Annotated in this window: 18 protein-coding genes and 1 pseudogene; 14 read left to right on the top strand and 5 right to left on the bottom strand. The window is 75.6% G+C overall.

From position 1 onward, the window contains the following. Positions 1-3: 3 nt before the first annotated feature. Genes BLS21_RS00170 through BLS21_RS00160 form a run of 3 tightly spaced genes read left to right on the top strand, consistent with a single transcriptional unit; the run spans position 4 to position 3,272 of the window. Entirely contained in the window at positions 4-1,329 is a 1,326-nt protein-coding gene (locus BLS21_RS00170) for a hypothetical protein (protein WP_091212334.1), read from the top strand. A 54-nt stretch (positions 1,330-1,383) separates the two neighbouring features. After that, complete coding sequence (gene rlmN / locus BLS21_RS00165; RefSeq protein ID WP_091212331.1) at positions 1,384-2,559, top strand: dual-specificity RNA methyltransferase RlmN; 1,176 nt, start codon at positions 1,384-1,386, stop codon at positions 2,557-2,559. Continuing rightward, positions 2,556-3,272 carry a VIT1/CCC1 transporter family protein gene (locus tag BLS21_RS00160; RefSeq protein WP_091212328.1) on the top strand — a complete coding sequence of 239 codons (717 nt, stop codon included), beginning with the start codon at positions 2,556-2,558 and terminating at the stop codon, positions 3,270-3,272. Before rlmN ends, BLS21_RS00160 begins: the two co-directional genes overlap by 4 nt. A 6-nt stretch (positions 3,273-3,278) precedes the next feature. Here the strand turns inward: BLS21_RS00160 and BLS21_RS00155 are convergent, their stop codons facing one another. The 3 genes from BLS21_RS00155 to BLS21_RS00145 form a co-directional block, all read right to left on the bottom strand. Beyond that, positions 3,279-4,256 carry an LCP family protein gene (locus tag BLS21_RS00155; protein WP_091212325.1) on the bottom strand — a complete coding sequence of 326 codons (978 nt, stop codon included), beginning with the start codon at positions 4,254-4,256 and terminating at the stop codon, positions 3,279-3,281. Between the two features lie 2 nt (positions 4,257-4,258). Then, positions 4,259-5,200 (bottom strand): hypothetical protein, encoded by a 942-nt coding sequence (locus BLS21_RS00150; RefSeq protein WP_091212323.1) that lies wholly within the window; start codon positions 5,198-5,200, stop codon positions 4,259-4,261. Between the two features lie 334 nt (positions 5,201-5,534). After that, positions 5,535-5,861 carry a DUF2631 domain-containing protein gene (locus BLS21_RS00145; RefSeq protein ID WP_091212320.1) on the bottom strand — a complete coding sequence of 109 codons (327 nt, stop codon included), beginning with the start codon at positions 5,859-5,861 and terminating at the stop codon, positions 5,535-5,537. A gap of 71 nt (positions 5,862-5,932) precedes the next feature. Here BLS21_RS00145 and dxr point away from each other — a divergent pair, with 71 nt between their 5' ends. The 5 genes from dxr to BLS21_RS00120 all read left to right on the top strand — a co-directional run bounded on the left by dxr (position 5,933) and on the right by BLS21_RS00120 (position 12,573). Further along, positions 5,933-7,129, top strand: coding sequence for a 1-deoxy-D-xylulose-5-phosphate reductoisomerase (dxr, locus tag BLS21_RS00140; RefSeq protein ID WP_091212318.1), 1,197 nt, complete (start codon positions 5,933-5,935; stop codon positions 7,127-7,129). Between the two features lies 1 nt (position 7,130). After that, the gene (locus tag BLS21_RS00135) at positions 7,131-8,480 is read left to right on the top strand and encodes a M50 family metallopeptidase (protein ID WP_245700001.1); all 1,350 of its coding nucleotides are present in this window, start codon (positions 7,131-7,133) and stop codon (positions 8,478-8,480) included. A gap of 76 nt (positions 8,481-8,556) precedes the next feature. Further along, positions 8,557-9,717: a flavodoxin-dependent (E)-4-hydroxy-3-methylbut-2-enyl-diphosphate synthase gene (gene ispG / locus BLS21_RS00130; RefSeq protein ID WP_091213630.1), complete on the top strand. Its 1,161-nt coding sequence runs from the start codon at positions 8,557-8,559 to the stop codon at positions 9,715-9,717. Between the two features lie 13 nt (positions 9,718-9,730). Beyond that, positions 9,731-10,582 (top strand): GNAT family N-acetyltransferase, encoded by an 852-nt coding sequence (locus tag BLS21_RS00125; protein WP_091212315.1) that lies wholly within the window; start codon positions 9,731-9,733, stop codon positions 10,580-10,582. 92 nt (positions 10,583-10,674) lie between these two features. After that, entirely contained in the window at positions 10,675-12,573 is a 1,899-nt protein-coding gene (locus tag BLS21_RS00120; protein ID WP_091212312.1) for a penicillin-binding transpeptidase domain-containing protein, read from the top strand. A gap of 60 nt (positions 12,574-12,633) precedes the next feature. On the opposite strand, the gene BLS21_RS00115 is transcribed toward BLS21_RS00120, so the two are convergent. Together BLS21_RS00115 and BLS21_RS00110 are read right to left on the bottom strand one after the other, a co-directional pair. Further along, a complete protein-coding gene (locus BLS21_RS00115) occupies positions 12,634-13,092 on the bottom strand; it encodes a ferritin-like domain-containing protein (RefSeq protein WP_091212309.1) in 459 nt (152 codons plus the stop codon). 15 nt (positions 13,093-13,107) lie between these two features. Further along, positions 13,108-13,608 (bottom strand): hypothetical protein, encoded by a 501-nt coding sequence (locus tag BLS21_RS00110; RefSeq protein WP_091212306.1) that lies wholly within the window; start codon positions 13,606-13,608, stop codon positions 13,108-13,110. 220 nt (positions 13,609-13,828) lie between these two features. Between BLS21_RS00110 and rimP the strand changes: the two genes are divergently transcribed. The 6 genes and pseudogenes from rimP (at position 13,829) to BLS21_RS00085 (ending at position 19,486) form a co-directional block, all read left to right on the top strand. Further along, a complete protein-coding gene (rimP, locus tag BLS21_RS00105; protein ID WP_091212303.1) occupies positions 13,829-14,425 on the top strand; it encodes a ribosome maturation factor RimP in 597 nt (198 codons plus the stop codon). Next, positions 14,422-15,555 (top strand): transcription termination factor NusA, encoded by a 1,134-nt coding sequence (gene nusA / locus BLS21_RS00100; protein WP_091212300.1) that lies wholly within the window; start codon positions 14,422-14,424, stop codon positions 15,553-15,555. The genes rimP and nusA overlap by 4 nt, the downstream gene beginning before the upstream one ends. A gap of 8 nt (positions 15,556-15,563) precedes the next feature. Further along, positions 15,564-15,980, top strand: a complete 417-nt coding sequence (locus BLS21_RS00095) for a DUF448 domain-containing protein (RefSeq protein WP_091212297.1) — start codon at positions 15,564-15,566, stop codon at positions 15,978-15,980. A gap of 70 nt (positions 15,981-16,050) precedes the next feature. Continuing rightward, positions 16,051-16,191, top strand: a pseudogene (locus tag BLS21_RS26105) (translation initiation factor IF-2 N-terminal domain-containing protein); the annotation flags it as partial. Positions 16,192-17,241: 1,050 nt separating this feature from the next. Continuing rightward, positions 17,242-19,074, top strand: a complete 1,833-nt coding sequence (gene infB / locus BLS21_RS25670; protein ID WP_245699999.1) for a translation initiation factor IF-2 — start codon at positions 17,242-17,244, stop codon at positions 19,072-19,074. Between the two features lie 118 nt (positions 19,075-19,192). Next, positions 19,193-19,486, top strand: a complete 294-nt coding sequence (locus tag BLS21_RS00085) for a DUF503 domain-containing protein (RefSeq protein ID WP_091212292.1) — start codon at positions 19,193-19,195, stop codon at positions 19,484-19,486. The last annotated feature ends 54 nt before the right edge of the window (positions 19,487-19,540 follow it).

Genomic DNA, 19,540 nt, shown 5'->3' with positions numbered 1-19,540 from the left:
GACATGGGCTCCAGTCATCCGGACGACGACCAGCTGCCGGTCCCGGCCGATCCCGGCGCTCCCGACGGGACGCCCGAGCCGACCGACTGGGACGACGCCTGGCTGCCCGAGTGGCTGGGCGACGAGACGGGCGGGGCGCCCGTCGAGGACGCCGCTCCCGAGCCGGACGCCGGGGAGCCGGACCCCGAGCCCGACAGCGGGGAGGCGGACACCGACCCGACCGTGGACGTCGACCCCACGCCCGACCCCGTGCGCGAACCGGACCAGGAGGACCGGCCGGACGCCGAGGGCGCGCTCGACACGGAGGACCAGGAGGACGTCGGGGACGTCGAGGACGTCGAGGAGGCGCCGGGCGCGGAGGACCAGCCCGTCCCCGAGCCGGACCTCGCACCGGCGGCGGTTCCCGTCGACGACCTCCCGACCGCGGACCCCGACGACGGGTCGGCCGGACCCGTCACCGCGACCGCCGGGCCGGCCGAGGCGACCGCCGGGCCGGCCGAGGCCCTCGAGGCCCCCGAGGCGACCGTCGCGCTCCTGCAGCCCGCACCCGTCCGCGTCGTCGTCGGCGCCCGCGCCCCGTCGCGTCGACGCGCCCTCTCGGTGGTGGCCGGGCTGCTCGTCGCCGGGGCGGTCGCCGCGGCGACGCTGCTGGCACCCCGGCCCGACACCCCGGTCCCGGCCGCGGACGCCGCCACGCCGACCACCTCCGCACCGGCGGTGTCCGGCCGCGCCACCCCTCGACCGACGCCGGCCCCCGCGCCGGCGACCCCGCCCGCGACGACGGTGGCACCGCCGCCGCCCGCGCCGCCGGTGCCTGCCGCTCCCGCACCCCCGCGCTCCGCTGACGCCACCGGGGCACGGCCGCGGATCGCGGTCGCGGCGCCCCCGCGCCCCGCCAGGACCCCGGCACCGGTCGTGCCGGTCGCCGTTCCCGGGACGACCGGCCCGGCCCACACCGGCGGCGCCCCCTCGGAGCCCGAGGGCCCCGAGTCCGCATCGGACCCCACCTCGGTCGTGGAGCCGACGGACCGGACCGGCCCCGACGAGACGACGGACGACACCTCGGACGACGTGACCGAGAGCGACGGCACGGAGGGCGACGGGACGGAGGGCGACGGGACGGACGGCGACGGGACCAGCGGTCCGGAGTCCCCGACCACACCCGAGTCGCCGTCCTCGACGGACCCGGAGGGATCGGGGGAGGGCACCGAGGGGCCGGGGGAGTCGGGGGAGTCGGGCGTCCCCGGGGGTGACACCTCGACGCCGTCCGACGTGCCCGGGCCCACCGAGCTCCCGCTCCCGCCGGAGGTGCCCGGCCCGGGAACGTGATCTCCCCCGCGGGCCGGCCCGACGGGGGCCACGGGGTGGGACCATGGGGGAGCCATGACTGCCCTCCCCCTCGTGTTCGAGGCCCCCCGCCGGGGCAAGCCGCCACGCCACCTCGCCGACCTCACCCGCGAGGAGGCCCGCGCCGCGGTCACCGAGCTGGGCCAGCCGGCCTTCCGGGCCGACCAGCTCGCCCGGCACTTCTACCGGGGCGTGACCGACCCGGCGCAGATGACCGACCTGCCGGCCGCGGTGCGCGAGGAGCTCACCGGCGCGCTGCTGCCCGGCCTGCTCACGCCGGTGCGGACGCTGAGCGCCGACGGCGGCCGCACCCGCAAGACGCTGTGGCGGCTGCACGACGGCGCCCTGGTCGAGAGCGTGCTCATGCGCTACCCGGACCGGGCCACCGTCTGCATCTCCAGCCAGGCCGGCTGCGGCATGGCCTGCCCCTTCTGCGCCACCGGCCAGAACGGGCTGACCCGCAACCTCTCGGCCGCGGAGATCATCGGCCAGGCGGTCGCCGCGGCCGCGGCGATGGCGAACGGCGAGGTCCCCGGCGGGCCCGGCCGGCTGTCCAACGTCGTCTTCATGGGCATGGGGGAGCCGCTGGCGAACTACGCGCGCGTCCGCAAGACCCTCGACGCCCTGGTGACGCCCGCGCCGCACGGGCTGGGGCTGTCCCAGCGCTCGATCACGGTGTCCACCGTCGGCGTCGTCCCGGCGATCCGGCGGCTGACCGAGGAGGGGCTGCACGCCACCCTCGCGGTGAGCCTGCACGCGCCCGACGACGAGCTGCGCGACACCCTGGTGCCGATCAACACGCGCTGGAAGGTCGACGAGGTCGTCGACGCCGCCGACGCCTACGCCGCGCGCACCGGCCGCCGGTACTCGGTGGAGTACGCCCTCATCCGCGACGTGAACGACCAGCCCGAGCGCGCCGACCTGCTCGGCCGGCTGCTCGCCGACCGGCGGGCGCACGTCAACCTCATCCCGCTGAACCCGACGCCGGGCAGCCGCTGGGACGCCAGCCCGCTGCCCGCGCAGCGCGAGTTCGTCGCGCGGCTGCGGGCGCACGGCGTGCCGACGACGGTCCGCGACACCCGCGGCCAGGACATCGACGGCGCGTGCGGTCAGCTCGCCGCGGCCGACCGGGTGGACGGCGTCCCGACCGTGGCCCTGCCGCAGCCGTCCCTCGAGCCGCCCGTGGAACTGGGTGCCGAGGCCGACGCGTGAGTGCCGAGGCCCCGCAGGCCGAGGCGCACGAGCACAGCCACGCCGACGTCTCCGGCGGCTGGCTGCGCGCCGCGGTCTTCGGCGCGATGGACGGGCTGGTGACCAACACGGCCCTGGTGGCCGGCGTGGGCGGCGGCGGGGCCTCGTCCCGGACGATCGTGCTCTCCGGCGTGGCCAGCCTGGTGGCGGGGGCGATCTCCATGGCGCTGGGGGAGTACACCTCGGTGCGCACGCAGAACGAGCAGCTCGACCTCGAGGTCGAGAAGGAGCGCCGCGAGCTCGAGCGCAACCCGCGCGGCGAGCTCGCCGAGCTGGTGCAGATGCTCCGGGTGCGGGGCGTGGACGGCGACCTCGCCCAGCAGGTCGCCGTCCAGCTGCACCGCGACCCCGACACGGCGCTGCGGCTGCACGTCGTCGCCGAGCTGGGGCTCAACCCGGCCGACAAGCCCTCACCGTGGACGGCGGCGGTCTCCTCGTTCCTCACCTTCGGCACCGGCGCGGTGATCCCGCTGCTGCCCTACCTGCTCGGCTTCTCCGTCCTCGCCGCCGCCCTGGTGTGCGGGGCGGTGGGCCTGGCCACGGCGGGCGCGCTGTCGTCGCGCTTCACCCCCCGGCCCTGGTGGTACGCCGCCCTGCGGCAGCTGCTCTTCGGCGCGGTCGCGGCCGGGGTCACCTACGCGATCGGGCTGGCGATCGGCGTCGGCGTCTCCTGACGTCCGTCAGCCGCCGCAGGACATCCCGGCCGCGGCGACGGCGGCCGTGGTGTCGGCCGTGGGGGGACGCGCCAGCGTCCCGCCGAACGGCTCCCCGGCCGGCAGGACGGTCACCGGGCCGAGGTCGGCGCGGGCCAGCGCGAGCAGGTCGGTCGGGGAGGTCCCCGGGTCGACGGCGACCGCGTCGGAGACGGCCCAGGCGAGGGCCTGCAGCCGCGCCGGCCGCGACCAGGCCGCGTGCACCCGGTCGGTCAGCGCGGCGAGGACGACTCCGGCGGTGTCGGCGCGCCCGTCCGGGTCGACCGGCGCGGGCACCCACGCGCCGACCACCAGGTGCTCGGGGTGCCGGGAGCGGACGAGGGCCAGCGCGGTGGCGCCGTCCACGTGCTGCCGGCCGGCGCGGGTCAGCAGCAGGCCGGCCGGCTCGTCGCGCACCGGCTCGGGGACGTCGACGTCCACGCCGCCGGCGGCGTCGACCACGGCGGCGAAGCCGGCCAGGTCGACGGTGACCAGGTGGTCGGTGGGGATCCCGAGGCCGCAGAGCACGTCGACGGTGGCCTCCGGACCGTCCAGCCAGGTGAGGGCCAGGCGCTCGCCGGTGCGGCCGGAGAGGACGACGAGGTCGCGCGGGACCGACAGCACCGTGGTCCCGGCGTCGGTCTGGTGGACGACGACCACCACGTCGGCCCGGGCGCCGGGGACGTCCGCGGCGCTGCCGAAGTCGGCGGGGTCGGCGCCGGCCGGCAGCTGCTCCCGCGAGTCCAGGCCCACGAGCACCCAGGTGCGGCCTTCGGAGTCGTCGGCAGCGAGGTCCACCTCCACCTCGTCGACGCGGCCGGCGAGCAGCGCCACGTCGACGCCGGCCGCGACCAGCAGCAGGACGAGGACGGCAAGGACGGCGCGCGTCCACCACCGCCGTGCCGGAAACGGCCGACGCCGGCCAGGGGAGCCCTGGCCGGCGTCGGGGTCGTGCGGTGCGGTCACGTTCAGGCCTGCGAGCCCTCCGCGGACCGGCGGCGGGCGGCGAACACCAGGCCGCCACCGAGCGCCAGGGCACCCACGCCCAGGCCCAGCGGGAGGGCGACGTCGGCGCCGGTGTAGGCCAGGCTCGAGGACGACGCGTTCGAGGTGGCCGCGGCCGCGGTCACGGAGAAGGACTCCTGGAAGTAGGTGCCCATGTTGCCCTCGTAGACCAGGGTGTGCTCGCCGGTCGGGGTGCCGGCCGGGACGGTGAACTCGACGGTCACGGTGCCGTTGGCGTCGGCGGTGGCGCTGCCGACGGTCTGCGGGGTCGAGTGCAGGGTCACGGTGACGACCTCGCCGGGCTTGAAGCCGGTGAGGACCTTGACGACCTTGCGGCCCGGGGCCGCGCTGTCACCGGTGGCCGAGCCCGTGTCCGGGCTGGCGACACCCGGGGTGTTGGCCTGCGTGCCCCGAACGGTCCCGGTCGGCTTGACCTCGGGCGCCGTGGTCGTGGGCGCGGAGGGGGTCGTGGTCACGGGCGCCGGGGCGGCGGTCTCCGGGGCGACGACGGTCACGTACACCAGCGGGTAGTCGACCTCGTGCGTGTAGAGGTCGCACACCGCCTGGACGGCGTACTTGCCGGGGGGCACCGCGTCCCAGACGGTCAGGTCGAACTCCCAGGTCCCGTCGTCGAAGGTCTGCATGCCGTTGCCCTCGACGTCCTCGCCGACCTCGAAGTAGGCGTAGGCGCCGGCCTCGACGCCCCCCGGGGCCTCGGCGCACCCGGATCCGGACAGGACGAGCTTCGACTCCTGCCCGGCGACGACGGTGGTCGGCGACAGGACCGGAGCCGGGAGCTCCGTGGTCTCCGCGGAGGCGATGCCGGCGCCGAGGCCGACGACGGCGGCGGCCGTGCTGAGGGTCAGCCCGGTCACCAGGGCGGTGCGGGTGGTGGTGCGGAACATCGGGGGCTCTCCGCTCGGTCAGGAGTCCGGGCGCTCCGGACTTCTCTCGACCTGTCTATCGACTGGAAGCCGCCCGAGCTGTAGCTGAGAGTCACCAACTCTTGACGGTTTGTCGGTAGAACTTGCCGACGTCGATCCAGGAGTCTCCGGTGGCGCATCCGTCACACCTGGGGCCGGCTACCAGGGCGTGGAGGCAACACGTGACATCCGGTCCCGGTCGGTCCGCGACGTCCTCCTGGTGCGGCGGTCACCACGGCCCGTGGCGACCCCGCCGGCCCCGCGACGGCGAGAGGCCCGCCCCCCAGCAGGGGACGGGCCTCTCGAGGTCCGAGCGCTACTTGGCGCGCCAGGCGTTGCGGCGGCGCCGCCAGTCGAGCAGCAGGATCAGGACCATCAGGGCGGCGATGGAGACCACCCAGATGTCCTCGATCCGGCCCTCGTGGTTGCCGACGAGGTACGCGAGCATGAACAGCGTCGCGACGACCGCGCCCACGCGGCCCCACCTGCCGGTCTCGCCGTGCCAGCCCCAGTCCTCGGGGCGCTCGTGCTCGACGGGCGGAGCCCCGGCCCGGACGACGCCCTCCTCGCGCCCCGGCTGGTTGACCCGCCCGGTCGCGGGGTGGTCCACGGAGATCCGCTCGCGGTGGGTCTGCTCGCTCACGCCACCATCCTGCCAGCACCCTGTCGGCGGCACCCGCCGAGGGAGGGCGGCGCGTCGGGGAGGATGCGCCCGTGGACGGCGTGCGCGAGGTGACGGTGCTGGGCTCCACCGGGTCGATCGGCCGGCAGGCGATCGCGGTGGCCGAGCAGAACCCCGACCGGCTGCGGATCACCGGCCTGGCCGCCGGCGGTGGGGACGTCGCCCGGCTGGCCGAGCAGGCGCTGTCCCTCGGCGTCCGCACCGTCGCCGTCGCGCGGGCGACCGCCGCCCAGGACCTCCAGCTGGCCTTCTACGCCGCGGCGTCCAAGCGCGGCTGGTCGAGGGGCGAGTTCGCGCTGCCGGAGATCCTCGCCGGACCGCGGGCGGCCGAGGAGCTCGCCGCCCGCCCGGCCGACGTCGTCCTCAACGGCATCACCGGCTCGATCGGGCTGCGGCCCACGCTGTCGGCGCTGCGGGCCGGCCGCACCGTCGCGCTGGCCAACAAGGAGTCGCTCGTGGCCGGCGGGGCGCTGGTCACCGCCGCAGCCGCACCCGGGCAGCTGGTGCCGGTCGACTCCGAGCACTCGGCGCTGGCCCAGTGCCTCCGCGGCGGCGCGCGCGGCGAGGTGGCCCGGCTGGTGCTCACCGCCAGCGGCGGGCCGTTCCGCGGCCGCAGCGCCGCCGAGCTGGCCGACGTCACCGTCGAGCAGGCGCTGGCCCACCCGACCTGGGACATGGGCCCGGTCGTGACGATCAACTCGGCGACCCTGGTCAACAAGGGCCTGGAGCTCATCGAGGCGCACCTGCTGTTCGACGTCCCCTTCGCCGACATCGACGTGGTCGTGCACCCGCAGTCGATCGTGCACTCGATGGTGACCTTCGCCGACGGCGCGACCCTCGCCCAGGCCAGCCTGCCGGACATGCGGCTGCCCATCGCGCTGGCCCTGGCCTGGCCCGACCGCCTGCCGCACGTGCAGCCGGCGCTGGACTGGTCGACGGCGAGCAGCTGGGAGTTCGCCCCGCTGGACGACGCGGCGTTCCCCGCCGTGTCGCTGGCCCGCTCCGCCGGTGAGGCGGGGGGCGTGGTGCCGGCGCTCTACAACGCCGCCAACGAGGAGGCGGTCGCCGCCTTCCTGGTGGGTCGGCTGCCGTTCCGGGGCATCGTCGACCTCGTCGCGCGTACCCTCGACGACGCGCCGGACCTCGGCGCACCCACCTGCGTCGAGGACGTGCTGGCCGCGGAGAAGTGGGCCCGGGAGCACGCCCGCGGCGTCATCGCCGGAGGCTGAACTGAGCGGAGCACTCCTCACCGTCCTCGGGATCGTCCTCTTCGCGCTCGGACTGCTGCTCTCGATCGCCTTCCACGAGTACGGGCACTTCGCCTGGGCCCGGAAGTTCGGCATGCGGGTCCCGCAGTTCATGGTCGGCTTCGGCCCGACCGTCTTCTCCCGCACGCGCGGGGAGACCGAGTACGGCGTCAAGGCCGTCCCGCTCGGCGGCTACATCCGCATCATCGGGATGATCCCGCCGGCCGAGGAGAACGAGAGCAAGCGGGCGACCCGCATGCGCTCGTTCATCGCCGAGGTCCGCGGCGCGGCGCTCGACGACGTCCGCCCCGGTGACGAGGGGCGGGTCTTCTGGGCCAAGCCCTGGTGGCAGCGGGTCATCGTGATGTTCGCCGGCCCCTTCCACAACCTGGTGCTGGCGGTCGTCTTCTTCACCGTCGTGCTGGTGGGCTTCGGCGTCCCCGGGACGACGACCACCATCGCCTCGGTCCCCGAGTGCGTGCTGCCCGCCACCTCGAGCGCCACCACCTGCCCCGACGACGCGGCCCTCTCGCCGGCGGCCGCGGCCGGTCTGCGGGCCGGGGACACGATCGTCGCCATCGACGGCCGGCCGGTCAGCCAGGTCCCCGACGCCGCCCAGGACGACCGGGCCACCGGCTGGCAGCAGGTCCAGGACGCCATCCGGGTCAGCACCGGCACGCCGATCGTCCTCACCGTGGACCGCGACGTCGACGGCGACACCCAGCGGCTGGACCTCACGGTCACCCCCATCGCCAACACCATCCGCGTCGACCGGGACGGCGACGGCGAGGCCGACGGCACCCAGACGGTCGGCTACATCGGGGTCAGCGCCGCGCAGACCTACGTCCGGCAGCCGGTCACCGCCGTCCCCGGCTACATCGGCGACGTCCTCGTCCGTTCCGTGGACCGGCTGATCGAGATCCCCGAGCGGATCCCGCAGCTGTTCCGCGCGGCCTTCCTGGGGGAGGAGCGCGACCCGAACGGGCCGATCGGCGTCGTCGGCGTCAGCCGCATCTCCGGTGAGGTCTTCGCCTTCGAGGACTTCACCACGACCGAGAAGGTCAGCTTCTTCTTCCAGCTGCTGGCCAGCGTCAACCTGGTGCTGTTCCTGTTCAACCTGCTGCCGATCTACCCGCTCGACGGCGGGCACGTGGCCGGCGCGCTGTACGAGAAGGCGCGCTCGGTCGTCGCCCGGCTGCGCGGCCGGCCCGACCCGGGGCCGTTCGACATCGCCCGGCTCATGCCGGTCGCCTACGTCGTCGCCGGGTTGTTCGTCGCGCTGTCGGGCCTGCTGCTGATCGCCGACGTCGTCAACCCGGTCACCCTGCAGTAGCCGCGGCGGGTGTGCGGCGGGTGTTCCCCCCCACGTCACCGGCACCGACGTGTGACGGAGGGCGATACTCGTGGTCATGGCCATCCCCGTCGGTCTCGGCATGCCCGCCGTACCCCCGCCCGTCCTCGCTCCCCGGCGCAAGACGCGTCAGCTCATGGTCGGCGACGTCGGCGTCGGCAGTGACCACCCGGTCAGCGTGCAGTCGATGACGACGACCAAGACCGCCGACATCAACGCCACGCTGCAGCAGATCGCCGAGCTCACCGCCTCGGGCTGCCAGATCGTGCGGGTCGCCGTCCCGGACACCGACGACGCCGAGGCGCTGCCGATCATCGCCAGGAAGTCGCAGATCCCGGTCATCGCCGACATCCACTTCCAGCCGCGCTACGTCTTCGCGGCGATCGACGCCGGCTGCGCCGCCGTCCGGGTCAACCCCGGCAACATCAAGAGGTTCGACGACAAGGTCGGCGAGATCGCCAGGGCGGCCAAGGACGCCGGCATCCCGATCCGGATCGGCGTCAACGCCGGGTCGCTGGACAAGCGGCTGCTGGCCAAGTACGGCAAGGCCACGCCCGAGGCGCTGGTCGAGTCGGCGCTGTGGGAGTGCTCGCTGTTCGAGGAGCACGACTTCCGCGACATCAAGATCTCGGTCAAGCACAACGACCCCGTGGTCATGGTGCGCGCCTACGAACTGCTGGCCGCCCAGTGCGACTACCCGCTGCACCTCGGGGTCACCGAGGCCGGCCCGGCCTTCCAGGGGACCATCAAGTCCGCGGTCGCCTTCGGCGCGCTGCTCTCCCAGGGCATCGGCGACACCATCCGCGTCTCCCTCTCGGCCCCGCCGGCCGAGGAGGTCAAGGTCGGCACCCAGATCCTGGAGTCGCTGAACCTGCGCCAGCGCGGCCTGGAGATCGTCAGCTGCCCGTCCTGCGGGCGCGCCCAGGTCGACGTCTACACGCTGGCCGACGAGGTCACCGCGGGCCTCGACGGGCTCGAGGTGCCCCTCCGGGTGGCCGTCATGGGCTGCGTCGTCAACGGCCCGGGCGAGGCCCGCGAGGCCGACCTCGGCGTGGCGTCGGGCAACGGCAAGGGGCAGATCTTCGTGAAGGGCGAGGTGATCAAGACCGTGCCCGAGTCGCAGATCGTCGAGACCCTGATCGAGGAGGCCATGCGCCTCGCCGGTGCGGCCGTCGACGAGGGCACGCCGTCCGGCCCGCCCGTCGTCACCGTCAGCTGACCGGTCCGGTCCGGTGCTGCGCTCGCCGACGGCGCGGGTCCTCGACGAGACCGACGAGCCCGCGGTCCGTGCCCTGCTCGCCAGCGACCCGGTGGCGGCCTGCGTCATCGCCGGGCGCGTCGAGGCCGTCGGCACCTCCGCCGCGGCCCTCGGCGCCCCGCTGTGGGGGTTGGACAGCGGGCGCTCGCTGGACGCGATCTGCCTGGCCGGGGCGAACCTGATCCCGTTCGCCCTGCCGGGGGCCGAGCAGCCGGCCGCCACGGCCTTCGCCGAGCGCGCCCGCCGCGCCGGACGGCGCTGCTCGACCATCGTCGGCCCGGCCGCCTCCGTGGACCCGCTGTGGGAGCTGCTGGAGCCCTCGTGGGGACCGGCCCGCGACCACCGGCCCCGCCAGCCGCTGCTGGCCATCGAGGGCCCGCCGGCGATCGCCCCGGAGCCGCGGGTGCGCCCGGTGCGGCCGGTCGAGCTCGACGTCCTGCTGCCGGCCGCGGTGGCCATGTTCACCGAGGAGGTCGGGGTCAGCCCGCTGCGGGTGGACGGCGGCGTCGGCTACCGCGCCCGCGTCGCCGACCTCGTCCGCGCCGGCCAGTCGCTGGCCTGGATCGAGGGCGGCGAGGTGCTGTTCAAGGCCGAGATCGGCGCGGTCTCCCGCGGCGTCTGCCAGGTGCAGGGCGTCTGGGTCGCCCCCGCCCACCGCGGCCGCGGCATCGGCGCCGCCGGCACCGCGGCCGTCGTCGAGTACGCGCGCACCGCGATCGCGCCGGTGGTCAGCCTCTACGTCAACGACTTCAACGCCTCCGCCCGCGCCGCCTACGCCCGGGTCGGGTTCCACGAGGTCGGGCAGTTCGCCAGCGTCCTGTTCTGAAGGGTCGCCGTTCCACACGTCACCGGGCTCAGGGGGCCGGGAGGGGTCGGCCTCCCGGGGATGGACGTCCTCGTCTGGAACGCTGTCTCCCCGTGCGCACACGTCGGGGGACGGTCCTGGGGTCCACGTTCACGCTGCTCGCCGTGCCGGTGCTGGCGGCCTGTTCCGGCGACGCCGAGGACGACGTCCGCTCCGCGGCCGAGGCCTTCCTCGCCGACTGGGCGGCCGGGGACACCGCGGCCGCCGCCGGCGCCACCACGGACCCCGACGTCGCGACCGCCCTGCTCGAGCAGACCGCGACCGACCTGCCCGAGGCCGTGCTGAGCCCCGAGGTCGGGCAGGTGACCGTCGAGGACGGCACCGCCACCGTCGACTGGACCGCCACCTGGGACCTCGCCGCCGCCCCCGGCTGGAGCTACCCCGCCACCCTGCGGCTGCGGGAGGCCGAGGAGGGCTGGGACGTCGTCGCCGAGCCGACCCTGGTGCACCCGGAGCTGGGGGAGGGCCAGCGCCTGCTGCTGGAGCGCGAGCTGCCCGAGCGGGCCGACATCACCGACGCGGCCGGGCAGCCGCTGTTCGCCCCGACCGAGGTCGTCAACGTCGGCGTCGACCCCGCCCAGGTCACCGACCTGCCGGCGCTCGCGGCGGGGCTGTCGTCGGCCACCGGGATCCCGGCCGACGAGATCGTCGCCGACGTCCAGGCCGCGCCCGCGGGCCGGTTCGTGCCGGTCATCACGCTGCGCCGTCCGGACTTCGAGGCCATCCGCGCGCAGGTCTTCGACCTGCCCGGCGCGGTGTTCCCCACCGACACCCGGCTGCTGGCCCCCAGCCCCCGCTTCGCCTCGGCCCTGCTGGGCCGGGTCGGCCCGGCGACCGCCGAGGTGCTCGAGGAGACCGCGCAGGACGGCACCCCGGTGTACGCCGCCGGCGACGGGCTGGGCCTGTCCGGGCTGCAGCGCGCCCTGCAGGAGCAGCTGACCGGCACCCCCGGCTTCACCGTCTCCGTCGTCAGCACCGACGAGGCCACCGGGGACGCCGGCCGCCAGGTCGACGCGGTCGAGCCGGTGCCGGGCACGCCGGTGCAGACGCCGCTGGTGCGCGCGGTGCAGACCGCCGCCGACGCCGCCGTCGCCACCCAGCAGCTGCCGACCCACCTGGTCGTCGTCCGGCCCGGCACCGGGGAGATCGTCGCGGTCTCCTCCAACGAGGCCGCCGCGGCCGGCAACGCGTTCACCGGCCAGTACCCGCCGGGGTCGAGCATGAAGACGATCAGCGCCACCGCGCTCCTGGCCACCGGCACGCTGACCCCGCAGACGCCGGTCGCCTGCCCCGGCACCTTCGTCGTCGACGGGCGCGAGTTCGAGAACGCCGACCAGTTCGACCTGGGCACGGTCCCGTTCACCGAGGCCTTCGCCGAGTCCTGCAACACGACCTTCATGCAGCAGGGGCTGCAGCTGCCCGACGACGCGCTGGCCGACGCCGCCGCCTCCTACGGCGTGGGCACCGACTGGCAGCTGCCCGTCGACGTGTTCAGCGGCGAGGTGCCCGCGGACAGCACCGGGACGACGAAGGCGGCCAACGCCATCGGCCAGGGCCAGGTGCTGATGAGCCCCGCGCAGCTGGCCCTGGTGGCCGCCGGGATCGCGAGCGGGACCCCGGCGGTGCCGGTCGAGGTCGTCGGCGCGCAGCCCGCCGGACAGGTCCCCGCCGGCCCGGACCCCGCCGTGCTCGACGCGCTGCGGCCGATGATGCGCGAGGTGGTGCTGTCGGGGACGGCGAACGGGCTGGCCGACCGCGGCGAGGTCTACGGCAAGACCGGCACCGCCGAGTTCGGCACCGGCACCCCGCCCGACGCCCACGGCTGGTTCATGGGCTACCAGCTGGGCGGACCGCAGGGCGACCTGGCCTTCGCCGTCCTGGTGGAGACCGGCCAGTCCAGCAGCGTGGCCGTCGACGTGACCGACGCCTTCCTCGGCGGACTGGGCGGCTGAGGGGCGGCCGGGTCAGGGCAACGTCCCGACGAAGCGGAGGCGATCGGGGGCGAAGAGCTCCTACCGCGGCAGGCCGGGGAAGGCGCTGGTGACCGGCGTCCGGCCGGCGGCGGCGCGCCACCCGACCGCGCGCACCTCGGCGGCACCCAGCTCCTCGACCGCCAGCTCGCGCACCGACGGCTCGGTCGCCTGGTCGAGCAGCCGCACCCAGGCCGCGGACACGCCCTCCTCGAGGACGACGGCCAGCGCGGCGGCGTCCACCGGCGACAGGACCGGGAAGGGCAGGGTGTAGCCGGCCTCGCGCGGCACCGGCTCGGCACCGCGGGCGTCCAGCAGCGCCACCAGCCGGTCGCGGACGTCCCGGTGCGCGACGTCGCCGGCCACCACGGGCTCGCGGGCGTCCGGCGGCAGCGCCGCGCCCACCGCGCCGTACCCCCACACGGCGGCGTGCTCGGCGGCCAGCACCTCCCGCAGCGCCGCGGTCTCGGTGCCCTCGTCGAGGACGCCGTCGTCAGCCACGTGCCCGTCCTCCGCTCACGCCAGGGCCGCCTCGTGACCGCGCAGCCCCGCGGCGACCGCCCCCAGCAGGGCCGCCCGGGCACCGGTCTGCTGGACGCAGGCCGCGGCGTGGGAGGCGGCCGCGCCGGCCACCTGCTCCCGCAGCCAGGTGCGCACGTCCCCGCCGGGCGGCGGGGACGGCGGTGCGGGGGAGGACGCGGACGGCGACGACGTCGAGGACGGCGCGGCGGCGCGCAGCCGGTCGAGCTGCTCGCCCGCCTGCGCGGCCAGGTCGCTGAGGGGCAGGTCGCTGAGGGCCAGAGCGGGATCGGCGGTCGTCGCCACGGCGTAGGCCGCGACCACCGCCTCCTGGACGGCGACCTGCCCGGCCAGCCGGTCGGCCTCCTCGGTGCTCACCGCCGGGGCGCCCGAGGAGCCCGCGGTGCAGCCGGCGGCCAGCAGCGCGAGCCCGGCCGAGGCCGCGAGGAAGGCGCGACGGGGGAGGCCCGCGGGAGCGGGCGGAGCGAGGGAGGCCATCACCCCCATCCTCTCAGCCCGGTCTCCGCCGGGCCGGGAGCACACGGCGGGCGGGTCCGTCCCCGGCCGCCCGGTCTCGGGCCCGCGGCCGGAGCGGTAGCCTGACCCTCTGCCCGGTCCCGGGCCGACGGCGTGTCCGCCGTCCCCCCGGCGGGCCGGAACACCGGCTCCACACCACCGCGTGCGTGTCGCCGACCGAGCCCAGGAGAGGGAGGGAGCCGTGTCCGCCGCCCCCCGCACCGATCCCGTCGCCACCCGGATGGCCGGACTGGTCGCGCCGGTCGTCGAGGCTTCCGGGTACGACCTCGAGGAGCTGGTCGTCACCCCCGCCGGCCGGCGCAGCATCGTCCGCGTCGTGGTCGACCGGGACGCCGGCGTGACCCTCGACGACGTCGCCGAGGTCAGCCGCGCGGTGTCCACGGCCCTCGACGAGCACGACGGCGAGTTCGGCAGCGCCCCCTACGTGCTCGAGGTCACCAGCCCCGGGGTCGACCGGCCGCTCACCGAGCCGCGGCACTGGCGGCGCAACACCGGGCGGCTGGTCACCGTGGCCGTGGGCCCCGCGGGCTCGACCGAGCAGGTGACCGCACGGGTGCTGGAGGTCGACGGCGACGGGGTGACCCTCGCGGTGGAGGCGAAGGGCAAGCCCGGGGCGAAGAAGCGGCCGCCCACCCGACGGCAGGTGCCGTGGCAGGAGCTGGGCACCGGACGGGTGCAGGTGGAGTTCGGCCGGCACGAGCCGGGGGCGGGTGGGGAGCCCCAGGACGCCACGGAGCAGCCGGATCCCGCGGACGACGACGACGGAGGAGGACAGTGAACATCGACGTGACCGCCCTCAAGGCGGTCGAGCGGGAGAAGGGCATCCCGGCCGACACCGTCATCGAGGCCATCGAGACGGCCCTGGTGACCGCGTACCGGCACGCCGACGGCGCGAGCAAGCACGTGCGGGTGCACGTCGACCGCAAGACCGGCGAGGTCGCGGTGCTCGCCCAGGAGCTGGGGCCGGACGGCGAGGTCGTCCGCGAGTGGGACGACACCCCGCAGGACTTCGGCCGGATCGCGGCCAGCACCGCCAAGCAGGTCATCGTCCAGCGGCTGCGCGACGCCGAGCACGAGCAGACCTTCGGCGAGTACGCGGGCAAGGAGGGCGACATCGTCAGCGGCATCGTGCAGGCCGACCAGCGGCGCAACGCCAGCGGCACGGTGCTCGTCGACATCGGCAAGGTCGAGGCGGTGCTGCCCGCGGCCGAGCAGGTGCCGGGGGAGAGCTACCCCCACGGCAGCCGGCTGAGGGCCTACGTCGTCTCGGTCGCCCGCACCTACCGCGGCCCGCAGGTCACCGTCTCGCGCACCCACCCGAACCTGGTCCGCAAGCTCTTCGCCCTCGAGGTCCCCGAGATCGCCGACGGCAGCGTCGAGATCGTCGCGGTCGCGCGCGAGGCCGGTCACCGCTCGAAGATCGCCGTCCGCACCTCGGTGCCGGGGCTCAACGCCAAGGGCGCCTGCATCGGCCCGATGGGGCAGCGCGTGCGCAACGTCATGAGCGAGCTGCACGGCGAGAAGATCGACATCGTTGACTGGTCCGACGACCCGGCGACCTTCGTGGCCTCGGCGCTGAGCCCGGCGCGGGTCTCCAGCGCCCAGCTCGTCGACCGCCAGGCGAAGGCCGTGCGGGTCGTCGTCCCCGACTACCAGCTGTCGCTGGCGATCGGCAAGGAGGGCCAGAACGCCCGCCTGGCCGCGCGGCTGACCGGTTGCCGGATCGACATCCGCAGCGACGCCCAGCTCGACGACGCCACGCCCTCGCCGGGCGTCGGGCGCGCGCCGCTGCGCTCGGGCGCGGCCGCCGCGCGCGGCGGCCGCCTCGGGGGGCCGGGTGGAGGCGCACGCCCCGGTCGGGTGCCCGGTGGCCGGAGCCCGGAACACCCGGGGCCCTCAGCGCGCTAGAGTGCAGGGTGGCCGAAACGTCGATCCCGGTGCGCACCTGTGTGGGCTGCCGGAAGCGCGCTCCGGTCACCGACCTGCTGCGCGTCGTCGCGCGGGACGGGGCACTCGTCCCCGATCCGCGACGGAGGCTCCCCGGCCGGGGTGCCTCGCTGCACCCCACCCCGGAGTGCCTGCACGCAGCGGAGCGACGCCGGGCCTTCCCCCGGGCGCTGCGCCTCCCCGGAGGCGGCGGCTCCCCGGTGGAGGCCGGTCCGCTCCGGGAGCACGTCCTCGGCGCGCCTGTGGCGCTTCCGGGGAGCGGGTCCCGGACGGGCGAGCACGCACGAACGACAACCGCACCAACACAGACGGACCCGCACCCGGCGGGGCCGCACGTCGAGAGCGAGACGTCGTCGGATGAGCAAGCCGTGAAGTCCCCACGATGACAAGCCAGACCATGCAGTACTGACGACGAGGTCGCGCGGGCCAGCCGCCGGCCTCACAAAGAGGAGATCCGTGCCAGGCAAAGCCCGCGTACACGAACTCGCCAAGGAGTTCGGTGTCGACAGCAAGACCGTGCTCGCCAAGCTCAAGGAGCAGGGCGAGTTCGTGAAGTCCGCCTCCTCGACCGTCGAGGCCCCCGTGGCCCGGCGGCTCCGGGAGGCCTTCGTCGCGTCTGGTGCCAACGGCGGCGGCAACGGTGGTGGCCAGGCGGCCGCTCCCAAGCCCGCCCCGCGCCCGGGTCCGCGTCCCCCGCAGGCCCCGGCCGCCGCGGCTCCGGCCGCGCCGTCCGCCCCTGTGGCACCTGCCCCGACCCCGGCTCCGGCTCCGGCTCCGGCTCCGGCTCCGGCTCCGGCCCCCGCGGCGCAGTCGCCGGCGACCCGCGTCCCCGGTGCCCCGACCCCGGGCCCGCGTCCCGGCGCGGCCCGGCCCGGTGCGCCCGTCCCCGGCCCGCGGCCGACCGCTCCGGAGCCCCAGGCCCCGGCGGCCAGCGCGCCGACCCAGCAGCCGCCCGCGGCGCCCAGCGGCCCGCGTCCGGGGGGTGCCCCGCGCCCCGGACCGGCCGGTGGTCCCACCCCCGGTCCGCGTCCGGCCGCCCCGGGCGCCGGTCCGCGACCGGGCCCGCGCCCGGCTCCCCGTCCGGGCAACAACCCCTTCAGCAGCGCTCCCCGTCCGGCTCCGGCCGGCGGCGCGCCGCGTCCCGGCCCGGCCGGTGGCCCGCGTCCGGGTCCCGCTGCCGGCGGCCCGCGTCCCGGTCCGGCCGGCCCCGGCGGTCCCCGTCCGGGTCCCGGTGCCGGCGGTCCGCGTCCCGCGGCCGGTGGCCCGCGTCCGGGTCCCGGTGCCGGCGGTCCGCGTCCGGCGGCCGGTCCCGGTGGTCCGCGCCCGAACCCGGGCATGATGCCGCAGCGTCCCTCGCCCGGCATGATGCCGCCGCGGCCGGCCGGTGCCGGCCGTCCCGGTGCCCCCGCCGGTCGTGGCCGTCCCGGGGGCGGCCCCGGTGGTGGCGGCGGCGGCTTCCGTCCCGGTGGTGGTGGCGGCGGTGGCGCTCCCGCCGGCGGTGGTTTCCGTGCCGGTGGCGGCGGTGGCCGCGGCCGGGGTCGTGGTGGCTCCGGTGCCGGTACCGCGGGTGCCTTCGGCCGTCCCGGCGGGCGTGGTCCCGTCCGCGGGCGCAAGAGCAAGAAGCAGCGGCGCCAGGAGTTCGACCAGATGGCGGCGCCCAGCATGGGCGGCGTCAGCCTGCCGCGGGGCAACGGGCAGGTCGTCCGGCTGCCGCGCGGTGCGTCGCTGACCGACCTCGCCGAGAAGATCGGCGCTCAGCCGGCCGCGCTGGTCACCGCCCTGTTCCACCTGGGCGAGATGGTCACCGCGACCCAGTCGGTGAACGACGAGACGCTGCAGCTGCTCGGCGCCGAGATCGGCTGGGACATCCAGGTGGTCAGCCCCGAGGACGAGGACCGCGAGCTGCTCGAGACCTTCGACCTCACCTTCGGTGACGAGGGTGACGAGGAGGACTGGGAGGCCCGTCCGCCGGTGGTGACCGTCATGGGTCACGTCGACCACGGGAAGACGAAGCTGCTGGACGCCATCCGCAACACCAACGTGGTGGCGCGCGAGGCCGGCGGCATCACCCAGCACATCGGCGCCTACCAGGTCGCCACCGAGCTGGAGGGCGAGGAGCGCCCGATCACCTTCATCGACACCCCGGGTCACGAGTCGTTCACCGCGATGCGTGCCCGTGGCGCGAAGGTGACCGACATCGTCGTCCTGGTCGTGGCCGCCGACGACGGCGTCATGCCGCAGACGGTCGAGGCGCTCAACCACGCCCAGGCCGCCGAGGTGCCGATCGTGGTCGCGGTCAACAAGATCGACAAGGAGGGGGCCAACCCCGCCAAGATCCGCCAGCAGCTCACCGAGTACGGGCTGGTGGCCGAGGAGTACGGCGGTGACACGATGTTCGTCGACGTCTCCGCGACCACCCGTCAGGGCATCGACGACCTGCTCGCGGCGATCCTGCTGACCGCCGACGCCTCGCTGGACCTGCGCGCCAACACGCAGATGGACCCGCAGGGTGTGGTCATCGAGGGCAAGCTGGACAAGGGTCGCGGCCCGGTCGCGACCGTCCTGGTCCAGCGCGGCACGCTGCGCACCGGCGACTCGATCGTCGCCGGCGACGCCTACGGCCGCGTGCGCTCGCTGCTCGACGAGTACGGCAACAAGCTCAAGGAGGCCCTGCCGGCGCGTCCGGTGCAGGTCGTCGGCCTCACCTCGGTGCCGCGTGCCGGTGACACCTTCCTCGTCGTCGAGGAGGACCGCGTCGCCCGGCAGATCGCCGACCGCCGCCAGGCCCGCATCCGCAACGCGCAGAACGCGCAGATGCGCAAGCGGATCAGCCTGGAGGACCTGGACGCGGCGCTCAAGGAGAACCGTCAGCTCAACCTGATCATCAAGGGCGACAACTCGGGCACCGTGGAGGCGCTCGAGGAGGCCCTGATGAAGATCGAGGTGAGCGACGACGTCTCGCTGCGGGTCATCCACCGCGGGGTCGGGTCGATCACCAAGAGCGACATCGACCTGGCGCTGGCCGACGACGTCATCGTCCTGGGCTTCAACGTCCGGGCCGAGGGGCAGGCCACCGAGCTGGCCAACCGCGAGGGCATCGACGTCCGGTACTACTCGGTCATCTACCAGGCGATCGAGGAGATCGAGGCGGCCCTCAAGGGCATGCTCAAGCCGGAGTACGAGGAGGTCGGGCTCGGCACGGCGGAGGTCCGCGAGGTCTTCCGGGTGCCGCGGATCGGCAACGTGGCGGGCTCCATCGTCCGCAGCGGGACGATCACCCGGAACTCCAGGGCCCGGTTGGTCCGCGATGGCGTGGTCGTCGCCGACAACCTCACGGTCGAGTCGCTGCGCCGGTTCAAGGACGACGTGACCGAGGTCCGCGAGGGCTACGAGTGCGGCATCGGTCTCGGGTCGTTCAACGACATCAAGGTCGAGGACGTCATCGAGACCTTCGAGATGCGCGAGAAGCCGCGCGTCTGAGGACCCGTCGCTCCCACTGCTCGCACGCGCGCAGCGGGCCCCTGCGAAGGGGCCAGCTCGGCGCGCGAGCAGTGGGGACGGGGGCCACGACGCCCAGCAGCAGGACGGGGGAGATCCGGTGTTCACCGGCACGCTGAACGCCGACCTGCTGCTCGGCGACGTGCACTCGCTCAAGGGCAAGCGCGCCGTGGTCCGGCCGATCGTGGCCGAGCTGCGGCGCCGGTACGCCGTGGCCGCCGCAGAGGTCGGTGACCAGGACCTGCACCGCCGCGTGCAGGTCGGGGTGGCCACGGTGGCCGGCGACGCCGCTCAGGTGACCGACGTCCTCGACGCCTGCGAGCGGTTGCTGGCCGAGCGGCCGGAGGTGACGCTGCTCTCGACGCACCGGCAGCTGTTCAGCGACACCGATTGAAGGACCTCCCTCCTCCCCACCGTGGAAGGACCCCGTCCTCCCCGCCCTTCGCGA

This window comes from Geodermatophilus siccatus, from assembly GCF_900103785.1.
Lineage (GTDB): Bacteria > Actinomycetota > Actinomycetes > Mycobacteriales > Geodermatophilaceae > Geodermatophilus > Geodermatophilus siccatus.
Note: the sequence above shows the minus strand (reverse complement) of the source record. Positions and strands in the feature narration are given on the sequence as shown.

What these genes read in the sequence shown, in the direction of transcription:
- infB (WP_245699999.1), top strand. Translation starts at nt 17,242, where the DNA reads ATGGCGGCGCCCAGCATGGGCGGCGTCAGCCTGCCGCGGGGCAACGGG.
- rlmN (WP_091212331.1), top strand. Translation starts at nt 1,384, where the DNA reads ATGACTGCCCTCCCCCTCGTGTTCGAGGCCCCCCGCCGGGGCAAGCCG.
- ispG (WP_091213630.1), top strand. Translation starts at nt 8,557, where the DNA reads ATGGCCATCCCCGTCGGTCTCGGCATGCCCGCCGTACCCCCGCCCGTC.
- BLS21_RS00110 (WP_091212306.1), bottom strand. Translation starts at nt 13,608, where the DNA reads ATGGCCTCCCTCGCTCCGCCCGCTCCCGCGGGCCTCCCCCGTCGCGCC.
- BLS21_RS00150 (WP_091212323.1), bottom strand. Translation starts at nt 5,200, where the DNA reads ATGTTCCGCACCACCACCCGCACCGCCCTGGTGACCGGGCTGACCCTC.
- BLS21_RS00170 (WP_091212334.1), top strand. Translation starts at nt 4, where the DNA reads ATGGGCTCCAGTCATCCGGACGACGACCAGCTGCCGGTCCCGGCCGAT.